We start from the raw sequence: 16,314 nt of genomic DNA on the forward strand, positions 1-16,314 counted from the left end.
CGCGCGGCTTGTGTTCTACTTACGTTCACGGCTCGCGGTGGGTGGTGATTAGGCCACGCCGTAGCGCCGGCATCGACAGACATCCGGTTTGGGGGCAGCCATGGGAGCATGGCGTGCGGCGACGATCGTGCTCGCGAACGCCTTGACGATCGTCTGTTGCGGTGCCGTTTTGGCACAGGCGCCGGGCGCACCGGATAGGCCCGCGGCCACCGGGACGCCGCCTGCGGTACCATTCGGGGCCGGTCCGGCGCCGGGAGGCGCCGCCGCCACGACCGCGGCGGCCGTTACGGCTCAGATTGACGACGCCCTCCAGAACGTCACCACGCTGGTGCGCCCGGGTCGGGTCGGCTACGCGACCATCTGGGACGGCAATGCATTCGTACAGTGCCGGCGGCTGCCGGGGCGCGAGATGCGCTGCGAGGCGGCCGGCGCCACCTTGCAGCCGTCGCTCTCCCGCGTGCTGACGCCGGAGCGGCTCGCCCGCCTGGCCACGCTCGGCTTCGTCGTCGATCCGAGCTTCGGGAACCCGGTCCGGGTGTTTCCGGCCGAAATCCCGACCAGCCGCATCGCCGCGCATGTGCTGCAGGTGCTCACCGAGGTCTACGACGCGAAGCCGGCCCGCATCGAGCTGAGCACCCGATGGGTCGCCGACCTGCCCTGCCCGCCGCGCGCCGGCTTCAGCCAGAACCTCGCCGGCAGCGTCAACGACGCGCCGGCGATGCGCACGACCGCCATCCGGGCCTGCGCCTTCAAGCCCGACGCCGAGACGCCGCAGGTGGTGAGCTCGGCCGAGGGTCTTTTCGACCTCTACGGCGTCACGGTGGCGGCCGAAGTCCAGCGGCTGCGGCTGAACAGCACCCAGAACGTGTACGTCGTCTTCTCGGCCGGCATCGGCTACGTGCAGTGCGGGCCGGAGACGCAGCCGACCGCGATCTATTGCGAGGCGCAGTCGGCCGAGAGTTGGCCGGCGCTCGCCGCAATCCTCACGCCGTCGCGCATCGAACGTCTGCACAAGGCCGGCTACGCGGATCCGGGCCGCGCCCCGAACTACTCGCGCAGCTATCCGGTCGACGCCTTCACCGACACCGCGATCGCCCGGGAGATTCTCGGGATCCTCTTCGACGTCTACGGCTACACCGGAACCACCAGGCTGAAGATCACCACGGAGTGACGTCGCCGCACCCGGGCGCGTCCGGACCGACGGCCATGCCTCGGTGACCGAAGCCGACCGGGGCGAGGCGCACCGTCGCGATGCCGGACCGGGCCGGACCAGGGTCTCGACCACGACGGCGGGGCCGACGCGACACGGCGACCTCGCCGTCGATGCCGCCCTGGCGGTCGGTGTCGGGGGCGAGCGGGCATCGAGACCGGGCCGGAACCAGGCCCGGCGTCGTGCGTCGACCCTCGTCGCCGTCCCGTCCCCGCACCGCGCCGGAGAAATCCATGCCCGTCCGCAAGTTCGCCCTGTCCGACGCCGCCTTGGAGCGCTCGCCCGGCCAGGACGCCGAGGTGTTCGCCGGCAACGTCGTCGACCAACGCCACGGCGCCCCGATCACCATCGGGTTCGGCCGCTGGGGACCGAACCAGCGCCTCGACGAGACGCTCGCGGTCGACGACGTCATGGTGATCCTGGAGGGCCGGCTGTCGGTCACGTCCGACGCCGGGACGGTCACGGCCGGCCCGGGCGAGATGGTCCACATGCCCAAGGGCGCGGCCGTCATGATCCAGGCCCACGAGCACGGCGCCGTCACGGCCTACGTCACCCATCCGCACTGGCAGGAGGCGCAGGAATAAGCGCTCCGAGCTTCATCGCGAGACCGTATCCCGAGCGTCGTAGCCCGGGCCGAGCGCAGCGAAACCCGGGGAACCGCGGCCAGCCCCGAAACCAAAAGCCCCGGATGCCACTTCGCTCGATCCGGGCTACGCTTGCTGCAGACCGTGGATTGTCCGGGCGGAATTCCGGGTTACATTACCGGGCAGACCAGGAGGCGGACGATGGGCGAGCCGCAAAAGCGCGCAGTGGCAAAGGACGAATCCCGTCTCGGCGCTCGGAGCCTCACCCGTTTCGAGGTGCTCGGCCGTGACCGCGACCGCGCCCTGATCCGGCGACTGGCGAAGAAGCTCGCCGAGGATTCGCCGGACGCCGAACGGCTCCGCGCGGTCGTGGCGGGATCGATCTCCGGAGAACCGCCGACGACCGGCGGCATCGCCGCGGCCCTGCTGGCGTCACCGCTCGCGGGGTCCGGCCTCGCCTTCGGCCGGGATAGCGGAGGTGGCCGAAAGGTCGACCTCGGCTGACGGCCGCCTCCGATGCGGTATCTGCTCGACACCAACATCATCAGCCAGTTCACGAAGCCGGTGCCGTCGCCGTCCCTGCTCGCCTGGATGGCCGGGCAGCCCGACGACGACCTCTACATCTCGACCTTGACGCTTGCCGAGATCCGCCGCGGCATTCTGGAGATGCCGAAGGGCAAGCGACGCGACACACTCGACGCTTGGTTTTCCGGACCGCAGGGGCCGCAGGCGCTGTTCGCCGGCCGCATTCTCGGTTTCGACGAGCCGGTCGCGCTCGTCTGGGCGCGCCTGATGGCCGACGGCCGCCGAAAGGGCCGCCCGCGCAGCGCCCTCGACACCATCGTGGCCGCCATCGCCGACGCGAACGGCTGCACCGTGGTCACCGACAACGAAAAGGATTTTGCCGGCGTCCCGGTGATCAACCCGGTGCGGGAACGATCGTAAGCCGTGGAAGCGATGTTCGTAGCCCGGGGTGAGCGCAGCGAAACCCGGGGTCGCGGCCAGCCCCGAAAACCAAAAGCCCCGAATTTAGCTTCGCTCAATCCGGGCTACGCTTGCTATTTATTTACTTTAATAGACTGACGCAACGCCATCGGAGGAACGATGACGGCTGAGGCCAGAGACAACGATTGGAGACTTGAAGCCACCAGAAGGAACCTTGCTGGCAGAGAGACTATTGTTTCTCTTACAAGCAGCTTGATCGATGCCTTGTTTGTTCATGACGCGCAAATGCCGATGAGGTGCCCATCGGCAGTGATAAACCATTATACGCGCCTTTATTGGCGAATTTTGGATTGTGCGTCCAGAATTCTTTCTCCCGCTGAATGGAGGATTGCAATCAAGCTTACTGACTGCCTTGGGAACGACTGGTTAGCGGCAGACGGAGAGTGGTCGTCCACAAAGGTGGCAGATGACTTCAATGAAATGTTCGGCGAGGGCGAGTGGTGCGACGAAGTCGTCGCGCTTAAAGCGCTTATGCCAAAATTTCGCAATCTAACTAACACAGAGTTTGAAGCAGTGCGGGAAATTCTTTTAATTCTACATAACTTCTATAGCGACGATCCGATTTTTAGCTTTTCTCGTATCCTGCCGGCGCTGACAGATGAATAGCGGCCAGTAGGATGGGTGGAGCCGAAGGCGATACCGATCACCTCGGCGCGGAGCGCACCGACAACACGATGGGTATCGCCTTCGGCTCCACCCATCCTACGGCTCCGCTACGGATCGGCCGACGCGGCGGAGCGTCACGCGCGGGCGTTGGCGCCGCCGCCAGCCCCTACTCCCACTCGATCATCAACGACCATCGCACATTATTGATATGTCACAGCAATCAATTTTCCTTCCTTGAGTATACCGTCAGAAATGCTGTCGGTTGGCTGACGCTTGCCCGCTATAGACGGCGAAAGCTCTCGAAGGCAGTATCGAGCCAAGGTGCACCCCGCGGCAAATCAGTACCCGAACGACGACGTAAGTTCCGACGATCTACCCTCAACCGACAACGGCGAAGCCGCCGTTGCAGAACCAATCGCTTTCTGCCCACGCCTCGTAAGCCGCTCCACGCCAGCCGTTGATAGGCGCGATCCTTCGCGTCCGCGGCCGGCCGAATGCCGTGATCAAGGACGCGAAAGTACTTCGCTCTCCCTCTCGTCGGAGGCTTGATCATGATTGGCCGGCCTTCGCGTTAAGCGCTTTTTCGAGCGCCTCGACGCTTGCCAGCACGTCATCGAAGGCTGGCGGCTCGCCGAAGATCATGCCCGTCATCGCCCGATAGTCGGTCCGCAGCTGATCGACCATGCCGTCATGGGGCATGAGTGCGAAGCTTCCCGGCGCAGCGCTCGCGAGGTCGTAGTCGGGCCGATTGAAGAACATGCGGGCGTGCGCAACGCAGTCGACGCCGAGATCGAGATCGCCTGCCGCGGTCTTTCCGATCGCCTCCTGCGTGAGCCGGTGAAGGTCGTAATAGTGCCGCGACACGCGTTGGCCGCCCCCCTTGAGTTCCCCACGCCGATCGTACCAACGGCGCAGCCCATGGAGGATGACAACCTTGTCCCAAAAGGTGCGCCCCGGCTCGACGGTGCGGACCGCCAGCACCGTCAGGTCTAGCGTCGGCAGGTCGTCGTCGACATACGGCTTGATCGGGACCTCGCGATTGGGATCGAGCGCTGATTTCGCGCCGGATTCGATCTTGATCGCGGCACGCACATAGTCGGAGTGCGGTGCCGTTGCGGGATACCAGATCAGCAGCGTCTGGCCGTCGGGATCCGCCTCGTCGGGCTCGACGCGGGCGCTACCAGGTTCAAGCCCGGCGGCAGTCAGGCGGTCCTCCAGGATGCCGGTCAGCGCCTCGCGCATCGAGCCGTTGATGTAAGCCTGGCAGGCGTCCCGGATTACATCGAGCCGCGCTCGGCGCTTCTTCCCGCTGAGCGCCTCGAGTTCGGCGATGGTCGCGTGCGCACCGATATCGTCGCGGAATACGGTCACGTCGATATCTTCCGAGAAGCGGCTGATTAGGCCAAAGCCCTTCGACAGCGAGGTGCCGCCTTTGAAGAGAAGGCGCGGCCCGTCGTCGGGGAGACCGTGGAAGAGCGCGTCCAGTGTCCAGCAGACCCAGAAGTCCTTCTCGACATTCTGCGACGTCGTGCCGAGCCGGGCGGCGGTTGTGTCGAACGCGCTGAGCATCGCCTCTGGCCCCGCCGAGAGTACCTCGTCGTACGCCGGGTTCATGCGTTCGATGTCCGCTTCGGCGCGCGGTGTGCCGGCGACGGTTGCTTCGCAACGCCGGCTCTAGCTCGTGGCCGTTTTACTTCATAGGCCTGCCGCGTTGCGCCCGGGCGGTGGTGACGATGATCATCGTCGTCATCAACGTCGTCATCGTCATGATGGTGATCATCAGCGGCGCGCTTTACCGGTGCGCTGTCATCGCCCTCGATCACCGTTTTCAAGAAGACCCGCATCCAGGTCGGGAGGGTCGTCATCCCGTCGAGAAGGTCGGCTCGGAGCGCCGGTCCCGCCGCGGGATCGTCGAGCAGCTTGCGAAGCCTGCGACGCACCCGGTCGGCCTCGCCCTCGCGCGTGAGCAAATCGCGCATCCAGTGTAGCGCCTGAACGACGCGCATGGCCGGCCGGCCGGCCCAGAAGAGCTTGCTGGCCGCCGTCGGACGGAAGCTGATCGTCACACTGCCCAGGCGCAGCGCGCGCCGCCGGGCGTCGGAATGAACAACGATCTTTGCTGGGACCGCGTTCGTCAGCCCGAGGTCGTTCGCCGCAGTCATGCCGTCGACGAGCATTCGGACCTGGTCGCGCCGACCGAGCGCCTCGATCACGGAGCGAGGATCCGGCGGATTGGGCTGCTGGGTCAGCTTGTTGAAGCCGGGCTGATCGTAGAGCCCTCGGTCAATTCGGCGGAGCTGCTCCGCCTTCGTCAGTCGCTGGAGCGCCTTGTCGACGGCGTCGCGCGAGCCGAGGTCGAGGAAATCGGCGGGCGTCCACACTTTCCGTGGTCCATCTTGCCGCACTCGGTGCAGCACAGCCGCCTTGAGGTCCATGGGCGAGTCTTTCATGTCCGAAACTTGTAGTCCTTTTTCGGACTCATGCCAATCTGGCCGTCCGAAAATCGTATACAATTTTCGGACAAAACGAACTGCCTCCTTCATCGCGTTGGGGAAAACCGCAGCGTAGCGCCGGATACCCTTGACGGCGCCGCGTCGCTTCACCATCTTCATGTACGTCAAGTGAGGGTAGTGAATTGCGGTATCGACTGAACGATCTGACCGGCGGCCAAACTGTCCTATCGGGCGCCATCCCGGGACGAAAGCTGCTGAGCACGATGATCGCAGCGACGCGCTCGTCGGAGACGCCGACGCCTGCTTTTCTCGACTTCGACAGGGTCGAGGTCGCGACCGCCTCCTTCCTGCGCGAAGCCGTGATCGGATTCCGCGACTACGCGCGACAATCTCTGCCGAACGTCTATCCGGTTGTGGCCAACCTTCTCCCGGCCGTCGCCGAAGAGCTGGACTTCTTCGTTCGTGCCCGCGGCGATGCGCTCTGGAGCTGCGAGCTCGACGCCAACGACCGCGTCCTCAGCGCTCGGCTGATCGGCGACCTCGATCCCGCCCAGCGCTCCACCTTCGAGGCGGTGATTGAGCTCGGCGCCATCACCGCCCCCGAACTCGCCGTCCGCTTCGCCAGCCAGGGGATCGGGCCGACAGCCTGGAACAACCGGTTGTCGGCGCTGGCGACCAAGGGCCTGCTCGTCGAACGCAAGCAGGGCAAATCCAAATCCTTCAGCCCGCTCCTGGAGATCGCCTGATGGGTCTCGACTACGTCCGCGCGCAGACCGGCAAGCCCTGGCGCAAGCGCTGGAATGGCGGCCTCGACCGCCTGAAAGCGCCCACGCTCCTCGACCTCACCATGTCAGAGGCCGCCCGGACCGTCACCGCCGAGTTGAACGCCGGCTCCCGCGTCAGGACTGGCGACACGCTGATCGTCCAGAGCGCGCCCGACGGCCTCACCGTCAGCGACGGCCTGCGCGCGATCGGTCGGGTGTCCAGCCCCTCGCCTGAGCTGACCACCGCCATCCGCGACGGCGGCGGCTACGCCGAAGGCGTGCTCCAGCGCGTGGGGCTGTTCGGCGACACCGTGGAGATCAGCCTGAGATGAACCGTCGGCCGCCCCATGAGCCTTCGCGCCACTTCCCGCAGCCGCGGCGGCTCTGGGACGACGCCACGCGCCATGCTCCGTCGCTGGGCTGCCCGACCTGCCTAGAACGCGACCGCTGCGGCGGCGTCCACACCGACGTCGGCGTCCTCGACTGCCGCGACCTTTGCTCCTGCCAGGACAAGACCAAGTGCGACATGGTCTGCCGGTTCAATCCGCGCGCCTTCGTGGCCCGTATGCGCGAGGTCGGAGGTCTTGGATTCGAGACGGCGCCGCGCGCCGCGGCCAACGGCGTGCCCGCACTGCCGGCGATCGTGCCGTTCGTCGATCACCGTTATGGGCGCGCGGCAACCCTCGACGAGCCGGCCGTCGCGATCTCGCTCTATGAGCTCGTCAACCTCGCGATCGGCAAGCCGCACGTCGCCTCCCGCGCTGAGCTCGCAGCGCGCTTCCTGATCCCCGAAGGCGCGGCGATCGTCGTGTCCGGCGTCGACAAGGACGGGCCGATTGAGTGCTGGTGGGAGCTCAAAGACCGCCCTGCCATCCTGGCCGCCTTGCAGGCGCTCGGCGTCGCGCTCGTCACGACGCCCAACTTCAGCGTCCTGACGGACGTGCCGCGCACCGACAACCTCCATGCCATGAAACGTATCCTGCTGGCCTGGACGGAGATGGCGGGGGCGGGCCTGCCGGCCGCCCTGCATGTGAACGGCCGTACCCAGCACGACTACGCCCGGTGGGCCGAGCTTATCGCCGAACGTCCAGAGATCGAGATCCTCGCCTTCGAGTTCGCGACCGGCTGCGGCCGGGGCGAGCGGATCGAATGGCACGTCGCCCAGCTCTGCGCGCTCGCCGATCGCGTCGGCCGCCCGCTCGCGCTCGTCATCCGGGGCGGCGGGCGCAAGCTCGATGTCCTGCGCCGGCATTTCTCAAGCGTCACTTTGGTCGAGACCGAAGCCTTCTCGCGGACCATTCGGCGGCGACGGGCCTATCTGACAGAGTCGGGTCGCCTGAAATGGGTGAAATTCCCCACCCCTGAGGGTGCGCCGATCGACCACCTCCTCGCGCACAATGTCGCCGTGGTGCGTGCCTCCTATGAGAGCTCGGAAAGGCCCGCCTTGCGCTTACGGCCGCCGGCACGCCGACCGCGGCGCACATCGCACCGAGACAGCGAGGCCATCCAGCCAAGCCTTCTGCGCCAACTCCACCTGCCCGGTGAGGCTCGGGGCATCGCCCCAGAGCCGCAGGGCGTGGTCGCCGCTGCGAAACCGTAACTCGGCGGCGTCATGGGCGAGTGCGCGAAACAACTGACCGATGCCGTAGCCGTGCCCCGTGCTTCGGGCATGCCGCGACGCGCCGTCGGATGCGGCTACACGCAGCGCCTTGCCGGAATCCGACAGCCCCGCGAACTCGGGGTTCTCGCGCAGGCTGGCCAGGACGCCGCGACCCGCGTCGGCGACGACGAACTCGAAGGCGCCCTCACTCGCAGCATAGGCGACGAGACCACTTTCTGGCCGCCCGCTGTGTTCGAAGACATTGTCTATGAGTTCGCCGAGCGCGCCCATCAGCCCGGCGGTCAGTCCCTTCGCCAGTCCTACCGCGACGGCGGCGTTTTCGGCATGCTTGGCCCACTGGTCCCAGATCGGCCGCTCAGGACCGTCTTCGTCATGATCGTAACGCGAAAGGGGAAAGACGCCCGCTCGGTCGCGGGCGCCAGCGCCGCTGACGACGCCCTCCCCCAGCGCTCGGACGAGCTGATGAAACACCGGCGGTTCGACTGTCACAGCATGGTAGTCATCAGCTCGGGCCGTCGCCGCGATCGCGAGCTCGGCGAGCGGTCCTATACGCCCCGAGCGGCTAAGCCTCACCGCCCCAAGCGCCGGCAGTCGGCCATGGACCGCTTGCCAGAGCAAGTCATCAGCCGCCTCGAAGCTTGCGGTGACCTTTCTTGGCGCAACCTGGCTCAAGTTTCCCCCCGCGGTGCCGGCTACCCGACGCACCTTTGTCGATTGTCGTTTCTAGCACAGCAAAGCTTGAAGTCTCAGCTCAGGCTTGCGGCGTCAACGGGTAACACTTCGCGCACCTCAGCCGCGAGGACCTTATGAACGAGGAATCTCCCATTAGACTCGGCTCATCCAGCAGACTCGGCTCAGCCAGCGAAGATTTGCTTGACGCCCTCGGACCCGATCAGGCCGCGTTTGCCGCTGCGGGCGAGCCGCGAATCCAGCCGCTCGACGTACCGGCCTTCCTTCGCCTATTCCAGCTCCGCGGCGCACAAATCATGTGGTTCCTGGGCGCGGGTGCATCGCGAGCGGCCGGTATTAAGACCGCCGGCGACATGATCTGGGATTTCAAGCAGCGGCTTTACCGTTCTCAGAAGAAACTGCCGCCGTCAGCCATCACCGACATTGGTGAGCCCTCTGTCCAGCGCAAGATTCAGGCGCATTTCGACGAGAAGGGCGAGTTTCCGGCCGCGGGCTCAGAGACAGAATATTCGGCGTACTTCGAAGCGACTTACCACGCGGCGCGCGATCGGCGCACCTATCTCGATGAGCTGATTGCACGCGGCAAGCCGTCCTTCGGTCACCATGCACTCGCGCTGTTGATGGCCGAGGATCTCTGCCGGATCGTCTGGACGACCAACTTCGATCGCACCGTCGAGGACGCCGCCGCCGAGCGCTTCGGCGGCACCGGGCGCTTGGTGACGGCGGACTTGAAGGAGCCAGAAAAAATCCGTCGGGCGGTCGATGAAAATCGGTGGCCGGTCTACGGCAAACTGCACGGCGACTATCATTCCGATACGCTGAAAAATTCGGATGCAGAGCTGCGCCAGCAGGACGCCGAGATGCGGCGCAACCTCGTCGATGCCTGCCGCCGCTCCGGCCTCGCCGTCGTTGGTTACAGCGGGCGCGACGCTTCCATCATGGCGGCGTTGACGGAGGCGATAGACGAGGGTCGAGGATTCCCGGGAGGTCTTTTCTGGTTCAAGCGCAGTCAAGACGCGCCCTATCCGGTTGTGACGGCGCTCATCGCGCACGCTCGAGCGCTGGGCATTGACGCGCACCTCGTCGAGGCCGAGTCATTCGACGAACTCTTTTCGGACCTGCTCCGGTTCCTGCCGCAAACCGCCGACAAGCTGGCCGGCCTTGCCGGCGACATCCGGCCGCGGCTCACCAATGTTAAGCCCCGATCAGTCAGCGCGGCGGTGCCGGCCATCCGCATGAATGCGTTGGCCGTCACGTCGCGGCCGGCGCTGTGCAGGATCGTCGACTGCCAGATCGGCGGCGACAAGGAGATTGAAGAGGCAATCGCCAAGGCCGGAGTCGACATCATCGCCCATCGCAGTCGCGACGGTGTCCTCGCCTTCGGTCGCGACAGCGACGTGCGAATGACCTTCGAGCCATTTGGCATCAAGGCGTTCGATCAACATCCGTTATCGGCGAAGCGTCTCGTCAAGGAGTGTGGCGAGCGGGCATTGATCCGCGACGCCTTGTTCCGTGCGATCGCGAAGCGCCCAGGCCTTGCGCAGGAGCGGCAGCGCAACCGTGTGCGGCTGGTGCCCCTGCCAGGCGCGGTGTCGGCCGGGGTCTTCAACACCGACAAGGCCAGGCCGGTCGACCGCATCTCCGGGATCGTACCGCAGACGAGTGTGCGCTGGAGCGAGGCTTGCGGCCTGCGCATCGATTATCGCCTCGATCAGCTGTGGCTTTTGATTGAACCCACGCTCAGCGTCGCGCTGGACGAGGACGCGTCCGATGAAGCCATCGAACTGACGCGGGAGTTCGTGCGCGAGCGGCGCGCCCGCCGGCACAACCGGCTCGCTAACGCCCTGTTGGACGGATGGATCAGCCTGATCGTCGGGCCAGAGCGCAGCCTGCGCCTCAGGACCTTTGACATCGCGGACGGGATCGACGCTGGATTCGAGATCCTGCGCACGTCCGCCTTCAGCGGGATCGTCAAGCCATGAACGCCGTCCAGCCATTTCGCCTTCCCGGCCACATCGTCCTGCCCGAGCCCCGGCTCCGGTTTGGCTCAGACAACGCCCGCGATGTGGACATCCACCCTATGGAGGGGTTGATCCGCTTCGGACCCTACAGCCAAGGCAAGCTCTCGCCCGTCGCCAATCCGATCCGGATCGGCATTGTCGCGCCGGCGGCGCTCGAGGACGCGCTCGTGCAGCAGATGCGCGAGCTCGACCAGTCGCATCAACCGCGCGAACGAAAGCAATACCTTCCGCCCTTTCCCAGCTTCGAGAAGGTTTTCGGCGTCCGTCTGGCCCGCGGCGGTTCAGCCAGCAGGATCATCCTCTCAGATGACCTGGATCGCCAGATCGAAGCGGCGGCGGCGCCGCACGTGGTGCTCGCGGAGGCCCTGACCCGCGCGCTTTTCGCCCTTCGCAATGCACGCGACAGCTTCGACATCGTCGTCATCCTGCTCAAGCAGATCTGGGGGCCGGCGTTCCGCGGCACGGCAGGCGACGACTTTGACCTCCACGACTACGTCAAGGCGTATGCCGCCTCCGAGGGGATCTGCGTGCAGATCCTCCGCGAGGACAGCGCGCTAAATTACCGGTGCCGGTGCAGCGTCGCATGGCGGCTCGGCGTCGCGCTCTACACCAAGGCCGGTGGCGTCCCCTGGGTACTGGCCGATGTCGAGCCGGACACGGCCTTCATCGGGATCGACTATGCGCTACGCGCTGGCGAAGACCGTGGCCAACGCTTCGCGATCTGCTGCAGCCAAGTCTTCGACGCCGAGGGTTCGGGCCTGGAGTTTGTGGCATATGAGGCTGATGGCGTTCATATGTTCGGGAGGAATCCATATCTTCGCCGCGACCAGATGATGAAGGTGATGTCACGCAGCCTCGCCATCTATCAGCGCAAGCACTCCGGGGAACCGCCCCGGAGGGTGGTGGTGCATAAGAATACAGAATTTCGCATCGACGAAATCGATGGCGTGTTCGACGCGTTCCAGAACACCGACTCGATCGAACTCGTTCATGTGCAGCAGAGCTGCGGATGGCGGGGCGTCTTTATCGCTGGCCCACAGCAGCCACACGGTTACCCCTGTTACCGCGGCACAACGTTTCAGCTCGGGTCCAACGAAGCCTTGCTCTGGACGCAAGGGAATCTGCCTTCAGTGGCCGACGGCAAGGACTACTTTAAGGAAGGCAAAGGGACGCCCGAGCCACTCCTGCTAGTCCGTCACGCTGGGCTCGGCGGTATCGACGATCTCTGCCGCGAGACGCTCGCGCTAACCAAGATGGACTGGAACAACGATGGTCCTTACGACCGGCTTCCCGTGACTCTCAACTTCGCGGGCACGCTCGCGACGATCGTCAAACGGATGCCCAAGCTCCAGCCTCAATCCTATCCCGTGCGGCTGTTCATGTAGTCGCACCGATCAGCCTCCAACGCTCACTCCACCTTGCTGGCGCGCAGAAGGTAGACGCTGACCGCTGCAGCAACAGTAACGACCAGCTCTGCTTCCTCGAATCGAGGTTGCGCGCCAGCAGTTGCCACGGACGCGCCTATTCGAAGATCGCAAACCTTAAAGCTGGGAACACTCAGTCTCAACTGCCGGCGCTCCGCTTTGCTCTGGAAAACGCCCGATCGGTCGCCATGAAGCGTGCGATCATCGGCGGGATCAGCCGCGCAGGCTCGACTGCCTGCCCGGTGTTGCGGCCGAGCAGCTCGGCATAGGCGACGAGATCGCGGTGGACCTGGGCGGGGAGATCGAGGGTGAGCTTGACGGGCTTGTCGTCGAGCAGCTCCGAGAGCTTCAGCTTGTTCATGGTGATCCTCTTGCGTGGGTGTGGCTTGGTTGACTTCATCTACGATACGGCGCGAGGACGAGGTCGCGGTTGACGATGACCCGGACCGGGAATCCCGGCCGGATCGTCAGGGTCGGCTGGATGTTGAGGTTGCGGCGGACGACCTGCTGGCCGGTCTGGTTCAGGCTCGTGCTGCCGCCGCGCCGGAGTGCGCGGAACAGCTCGCTCTCGGTGTCGCTCGCGCCGAGCTCGGACCCGACGCCGAGCAGCGTCGAGAGCGCGGCCGCCATGAACAGACGGCCCCAATGATGATCGACCTCGTCCTCGAGCCCGGCGAAGCCTTGCGGGTCGGCGGCGGGCTGCCGCTCGAGCACGATCGAGCGGCCGTTCGGCAGGATGAGCCGGGTCCAGACCAGGAGGATGCGGTCCTGTCCGAAAGCGACCTGGCTGTCGTAGACGCCGATCAGCTTCGATCCCTGGGGCACGAGCAAATATTGGCCAGTGGGACTGTCGTAGACATGCTCGGTCACCTGGGCCGTGACCTGGCCGGGCAGATCCGAGCGGATGCCGGTGATCAGCGCGGCCGGGATCACGGCGCCGGCCTGCACGACATAGCGCGACGGTGGCGCGGCGAGGCGATCGGGGCTGACGGTCTTGCGGTCGACGGCGGCGTTGAGGAAGGCGAGCTTGCGGTCCTGGAGGTTCTGTCCCCAGTCGGCGTCGAGCGGCTGCGTGTCGGAATTCGCCGGTGGTGCGGCAGCGGGGTCCGCCGGTTGGAGCGCCGGTGCAGTCGGCGCAGCCGCCCGCGCCGTCGTGGTCGCCGAAGCGAACAGCCGGCTGGTGCGCGCCGCCTCCTGCTCCTGGGCGGAGCGTTGCTGGGCCGGATCCGCCGCGTGCGACGGGTCGGGCGGGGTGATGCCGGCGCTCAGCATCGGCCGGCCGAGATCGCCGGGCAGCGGCGGCCCGAGCTGGGGCACGCCGGCAGGGATAGCCGACGCAGCCGGCTTTGGGACGGCCGCGTAGTCGCGCGGCAAGGCGGCGATCGCGTCGGGCAGCGGCTTGTGCTCGGTGCTGTAGAGCTCGCTGCCGCCGGTCGGCTTCGGCTTGTCGCGGGACAGTCCCCAGATCAGCGCTCCCGACACGACGATAGACGCGCCGGCGAGAAGCCCGACCAGCACCTTGCGGGAGAGGCGCATGACCGGCGGATGCTCGTGTCGGAGGCGGAGCCCGGCTGCGAGATCGTTCGTTCCGGAAGAATGGTCGGCGCGCTCGCTCACCACGCGGCTCTCCCGTCGGTGCGCACGATGCGGACGCGCCGTTCGGAACCGCCGTCGCCGAGGCGCAGCTCGGCCGCCGCGAACAGGCGATCGACGATCATGTGATTGCCGCGGACCCGGTAGTTCACGAGCTCCGAGGTCTTGCCCTCCGGGCCGACGATGAACAGCGGCGGCATCTCGCCCTGGCCGATGCCGCGCGGGAACGCGATGTAGACCTTCTTGCCGTCGTCGAAGGCGCGGAGCGGCCGCCAAGGCGGCGCGTCGCCGTCGATCACGTAGCGGAACCGCAAGGCGTCGACTTCGAGACCGGTCGCGACCGGAACGGCCGTCTCGGCCGCGGCGTTGCGTTGGTGCAGCGCGATCAGGCGGTCGTGCGGATAGTCCCACGAGACCGAGGCCATGTAGGTCTTCTCGGTCGAGCGCAGCTCGAGGTGATAGGTCCGGCGGTCGGTGTTGATCACCAGATTGGTGACGAGGTCGGGCCGGGTCGGCTTGACCAGGATGTGGATCCGCTTCGCCGCGCTGGTGCCGCTCTCGGCGTCACCGATGATCCAGCGCACCGTGTCGCCGGCCGCGATCGGGCCGGAGCCGACGAGCTGCTCGCCTTCCTGCAGGGCGATGTCGGTGACCTGCCCGGGCGCGGCATAGACTTGGTAGAGGGCGCCCTCCGAGAAGGGATAGACCTGGACCGCATTGATGTAACCGGACCTGCTCGGCTCGACCCGCGCCGCCGTGTTGGCGCGGTCGACCCGCTGGCGGGGGTCACGCGGCTCCGGCGGCGACTTGCCGCCCGGCAGCGGCTTGAGCTGACCCGGGAGCGGCAGCGGCTTGGGCAGCTCCACCACCTCCACGGGTCGCGGCGGCTCGGCGACCAGGGAGGCGGGCTCGGGCGGATCGTCATACGCGATCCCGGGTGGCTTGAACGTCGCGCAGCCCGCGAGCAGGGATGCGGAGACGACGCAGAGGACGAGCGAACGAGGCCGCATCAGCCGAGCTCCTTGGACCAGGCGAGGGAATGGACGTAGATGCCGAGCGGGTTCTTGCGCAGGCGCTCGGCGTCGCGCGGCAGGTCGAGCACGATGGTGAGGATGGCGACCCATCGCTCGGTCACGGCGAGGCTGCCGTTCTCGTAGCGCCGCTCGATCCAGGCGACCCGGAAGCTGTCGGGCGAAGCGCGCACCACGCTCGCGATCTCGACCGTCACCTGGACCTTGCCGATCCTGGCGAAGGGATCGTGGACCCGGGCATGGTCGTTGAGGGCGAGCGCACCCTTGTCGGTGACGAAGTCGTAGGCCGCGAGCCAGCTCTGGCGGACGATGACCGGATCGGCCGGGAGCGCCCGCACGTTCTCGATGAAGTGGGCGAGGTGCCAGGCGATCTGCGGGTCGCTGGGGCGATAGTCGCCGAGCGCCGGGGCGACGGCCTGGGCCCGACCCTGCCGGTCGACCTCGACGACCCAGGGGGTGACGGCGCCGCGGGCGTGCTGCCAGACGAGGCCGATCGCAAGGCCACCCGCTAGAGCGAGAGTGCCGAAGGCCATGAGCCGCCAGTTGCGGGCCTGGACCCGGGCGGAGCCGATCCGCTCGTCCCAGACCTGTCCGGCCTTCTGATACGGGGTCTCGGGCTCGGGCGTCCGGCCGTAACGCACCGAGGGACGGCGGAAGACGATCATCGGCGATCCTCCGACAAGGGAATCGAGCTGCCGCCACCGCCGTGGTCACCGGAGCGCACCGCATGCGCGGCGACCGAGGCGCCATGGGCGGCGGTCTGGTGGCGGCGCAGGTTCTGGGCCCATGCAGGGGGACCGGCGGACGCGTTGGCCTGTCCGGACGAAGCGCTGCCAGCAGGCCGGGCCATCGCACCGAAGCGATCGGCGACGGCCGCGGCTCCGGCGCGGGCGACGCCCCCTGCTCCGGCGGCCGCGGCCTTCAGGCCGGTCGCGCCGGAGGCCGCGGCACTCGTCCGGTAGGCCGAGACGGCCCCTCCGGCCGCACCGGCTCCGCCGCGCGCAGCACCGGCGAGCGCGCCGATACCGGAGCGCGCACCGATCGCGCCGACGGCGCCGATGCCACCGGCCGCGAGCGCGGTGCCGGCTGCGGCGCCGGCGCCGAGCTGCGGGCCGCCGCTGACGAGGCCGTTGGCGATGCCTGGCCCGAAGATGCCGAGGCCGAGCAGCGCCAAAGCGCCGAGGGCGAGCGCCATCGCGTCCTCGAAGGTCGGTTGGCCGCCGCCGAAGCCGCGGGTGAACTCGCCGAACAGCGTCGTGCCGATGCCGACCACGACGGCCAGCACCAGCACCTTGATGCCGGAGGAGACGAC

The 16,314-nt window shown here is 66.9% G+C and carries 17 protein-coding genes; 10 read left to right on the forward strand and 7 right to left on the reverse strand.

Translation table 11 applies throughout. The features are described 5' to 3' along the window. Positions 1-328: 328 nt before the first annotated feature. The 5 genes from ABTU92_RS08610 (at position 329) to ABTU92_RS08630 (ending at position 3,405) form a co-directional block, all read left to right on the forward strand. A complete protein-coding gene (locus ABTU92_RS08610; protein WP_408089613.1) occupies positions 329-1,171 on the forward strand; it encodes a hypothetical protein in 843 nt (280 codons plus the stop codon). 272 nt (positions 1,172-1,443) lie between these two features. Next, a complete protein-coding gene (locus ABTU92_RS08615) occupies positions 1,444-1,794 on the forward strand; it encodes an ethanolamine utilization protein (RefSeq protein WP_408089615.1) in 351 nt (116 codons plus the stop codon). A 132-nt stretch (positions 1,795-1,926) separates the two neighbouring features. Beyond that, on the forward strand, positions 1,927-2,298 hold the full coding sequence (locus tag ABTU92_RS08620) for a hypothetical protein (RefSeq protein ID WP_408089617.1): 372 nt from the start codon (positions 1,927-1,929) through the stop codon (positions 2,296-2,298). Positions 2,299-2,310: 12 nt separating this feature from the next. Then, a complete protein-coding gene (locus ABTU92_RS08625) occupies positions 2,311-2,739 on the forward strand; it encodes a type II toxin-antitoxin system VapC family toxin (protein WP_408089619.1) in 429 nt (142 codons plus the stop codon). A gap of 159 nt (positions 2,740-2,898) precedes the next feature. Continuing rightward, positions 2,899-3,405 (forward strand): hypothetical protein, encoded by a 507-nt coding sequence (locus tag ABTU92_RS08630; RefSeq protein ID WP_408089620.1) that lies wholly within the window; start codon positions 2,899-2,901, stop codon positions 3,403-3,405. 549 nt (positions 3,406-3,954) lie between these two features. On the opposite strand, the gene ABTU92_RS08635 is transcribed toward ABTU92_RS08630, so the two are convergent. Together ABTU92_RS08635 and ABTU92_RS08640 are read right to left on the reverse strand one after the other, a co-directional pair. After that, positions 3,955-5,019: a nucleotidyl transferase AbiEii/AbiGii toxin family protein gene (locus tag ABTU92_RS08635; RefSeq protein WP_408089621.1), complete on the reverse strand. Its 1,065-nt coding sequence runs from the start codon at positions 5,017-5,019 to the stop codon at positions 3,955-3,957. Beyond that, positions 5,016-6,017: a DUF6088 family protein gene (locus tag ABTU92_RS08640; protein WP_408089622.1), complete on the reverse strand. Its 1,002-nt coding sequence runs from the start codon at positions 6,015-6,017 to the stop codon at positions 5,016-5,018. Before ABTU92_RS08640 ends, ABTU92_RS08635 begins: the two co-directional genes overlap by 4 nt. A gap of 23 nt (positions 6,018-6,040) precedes the next feature. On the opposite strand from ABTU92_RS08640, the gene ABTU92_RS08645 reads away from it, so the two are divergent. The 5 genes from ABTU92_RS08645 (at position 6,041) to ABTU92_RS08665 (ending at position 12,339) form a co-directional block, all read left to right on the forward strand. Continuing rightward, positions 6,041-6,604: a hypothetical protein gene (locus ABTU92_RS08645; protein ID WP_408089624.1), complete on the forward strand. Its 564-nt coding sequence runs from the start codon at positions 6,041-6,043 to the stop codon at positions 6,602-6,604. Next, entirely contained in the window at positions 6,604-6,954 is a 351-nt protein-coding gene (locus tag ABTU92_RS08650; protein ID WP_408089626.1) for a hypothetical protein, read from the forward strand. The genes ABTU92_RS08645 and ABTU92_RS08650 overlap by 1 nt, the downstream gene beginning before the upstream one ends. After that, a complete protein-coding gene (locus ABTU92_RS08655; RefSeq protein WP_408089628.1) occupies positions 6,951-8,222 on the forward strand; it encodes a hypothetical protein in 1,272 nt (423 codons plus the stop codon). The genes ABTU92_RS08650 and ABTU92_RS08655 overlap by 4 nt, the downstream gene beginning before the upstream one ends. 827 nt (positions 8,223-9,049) lie before the next feature. Then, entirely contained in the window at positions 9,050-10,915 is a 1,866-nt protein-coding gene (locus ABTU92_RS08660; protein WP_408089630.1) for an SIR2 family NAD-dependent protein deacylase, read from the forward strand. Then, positions 10,912-12,339, forward strand: coding sequence for an argonaute/piwi family protein (locus ABTU92_RS08665; protein ID WP_408089632.1), 1,428 nt, complete (start codon positions 10,912-10,914; stop codon positions 12,337-12,339). Before ABTU92_RS08660 ends, ABTU92_RS08665 begins: the two co-directional genes overlap by 4 nt. Before the next feature lie 178 nt (positions 12,340-12,517). On the opposite strand, the gene ABTU92_RS08670 is transcribed toward ABTU92_RS08665, so the two are convergent. The 5 genes from ABTU92_RS08670 to ABTU92_RS08690 form a co-directional block, all read right to left on the reverse strand. Further along, on the reverse strand, positions 12,518-12,739 hold the full coding sequence (locus ABTU92_RS08670; RefSeq protein ID WP_408089634.1) for a DUF2274 domain-containing protein: 222 nt from the start codon (positions 12,737-12,739) through the stop codon (positions 12,518-12,520). A 35-nt stretch (positions 12,740-12,774) separates the two neighbouring features. Beyond that, positions 12,775-13,914: a TrbI/VirB10 family protein gene (locus tag ABTU92_RS08675; protein WP_408089636.1), complete on the reverse strand. Its 1,140-nt coding sequence runs from the start codon at positions 13,912-13,914 to the stop codon at positions 12,775-12,777. Positions 13,915-13,991: 77 nt separating this feature from the next. Then, positions 13,992-14,981, reverse strand: a complete 990-nt coding sequence (gene trbG / locus ABTU92_RS08680; RefSeq protein WP_408089638.1) for a P-type conjugative transfer protein TrbG — start codon at positions 14,979-14,981, stop codon at positions 13,992-13,994. Next, a complete protein-coding gene (gene trbF, locus ABTU92_RS08685; protein ID WP_408089640.1) occupies positions 14,981-15,667 on the reverse strand; it encodes a conjugal transfer protein TrbF in 687 nt (228 codons plus the stop codon). Before trbF ends, trbG begins: the two co-directional genes overlap by 1 nt. Further along, positions 15,664-16,314 (reverse strand): type IV secretion system protein (locus tag ABTU92_RS08690; protein WP_408089642.1); only part of this gene is annotated, 651 nt, incomplete at its 5' end. The genes trbF and ABTU92_RS08690, both read right to left, overlap by 4 nt.

The organism is Rhodoplanes sp. SY1 (assembly GCF_046000175.1).
Lineage (GTDB): Bacteria > Pseudomonadota > Alphaproteobacteria > Rhizobiales > Xanthobacteraceae > Rhodoplanes.

What these genes read in the sequence shown, in the direction of transcription:
- ABTU92_RS08655 (WP_408089628.1), top strand. Translation starts at nt 6,951, where the DNA reads ATGAACCGTCGGCCGCCCCATGAGCCTTCGCGCCACTTCCCGCAGCCG.
- ABTU92_RS08640 (WP_408089622.1), bottom strand. Translation starts at nt 6,017, where the DNA reads ATGAAGATGGTGAAGCGACGCGGCGCCGTCAAGGGTATCCGGCGCTAC.
- ABTU92_RS08615 (WP_408089615.1), top strand. Translation starts at nt 1,444, where the DNA reads ATGCCCGTCCGCAAGTTCGCCCTGTCCGACGCCGCCTTGGAGCGCTCG.
- ABTU92_RS08660 (WP_408089630.1), top strand. Translation starts at nt 9,050, where the DNA reads ATGAACGAGGAATCTCCCATTAGACTCGGCTCATCCAGCAGACTCGGC.
- ABTU92_RS08675 (WP_408089636.1), bottom strand. Translation starts at nt 13,914, where the DNA reads ATGCGCCTCTCCCGCAAGGTGCTGGTCGGGCTTCTCGCCGGCGCGTCT.
- ABTU92_RS08670 (WP_408089634.1), bottom strand. Translation starts at nt 12,739, where the DNA reads ATGAACAAGCTGAAGCTCTCGGAGCTGCTCGACGACAAGCCCGTCAAG.
- ABTU92_RS08635 (WP_408089621.1), bottom strand. Translation starts at nt 5,019, where the DNA reads ATGAACCCGGCGTACGACGAGGTACTCTCGGCGGGGCCAGAGGCGATG.
- ABTU92_RS08625 (WP_408089619.1), top strand. Translation starts at nt 2,311, where the DNA reads ATGCGGTATCTGCTCGACACCAACATCATCAGCCAGTTCACGAAGCCG.
- ABTU92_RS08650 (WP_408089626.1), top strand. Translation starts at nt 6,604, where the DNA reads ATGGGTCTCGACTACGTCCGCGCGCAGACCGGCAAGCCCTGGCGCAAG.
- trbG (WP_408089638.1), bottom strand. Translation starts at nt 14,981, where the DNA reads ATGCGGCCTCGTTCGCTCGTCCTCTGCGTCGTCTCCGCATCCCTGCTC.
- ABTU92_RS08665 (WP_408089632.1), top strand. Translation starts at nt 10,912, where the DNA reads ATGAACGCCGTCCAGCCATTTCGCCTTCCCGGCCACATCGTCCTGCCC.
- trbF (WP_408089640.1), bottom strand. Translation starts at nt 15,667, where the DNA reads ATGATCGTCTTCCGCCGTCCCTCGGTGCGTTACGGCCGGACGCCCGAG.
- ABTU92_RS08630 (WP_408089620.1), top strand. Translation starts at nt 2,899, where the DNA reads ATGACGGCTGAGGCCAGAGACAACGATTGGAGACTTGAAGCCACCAGA.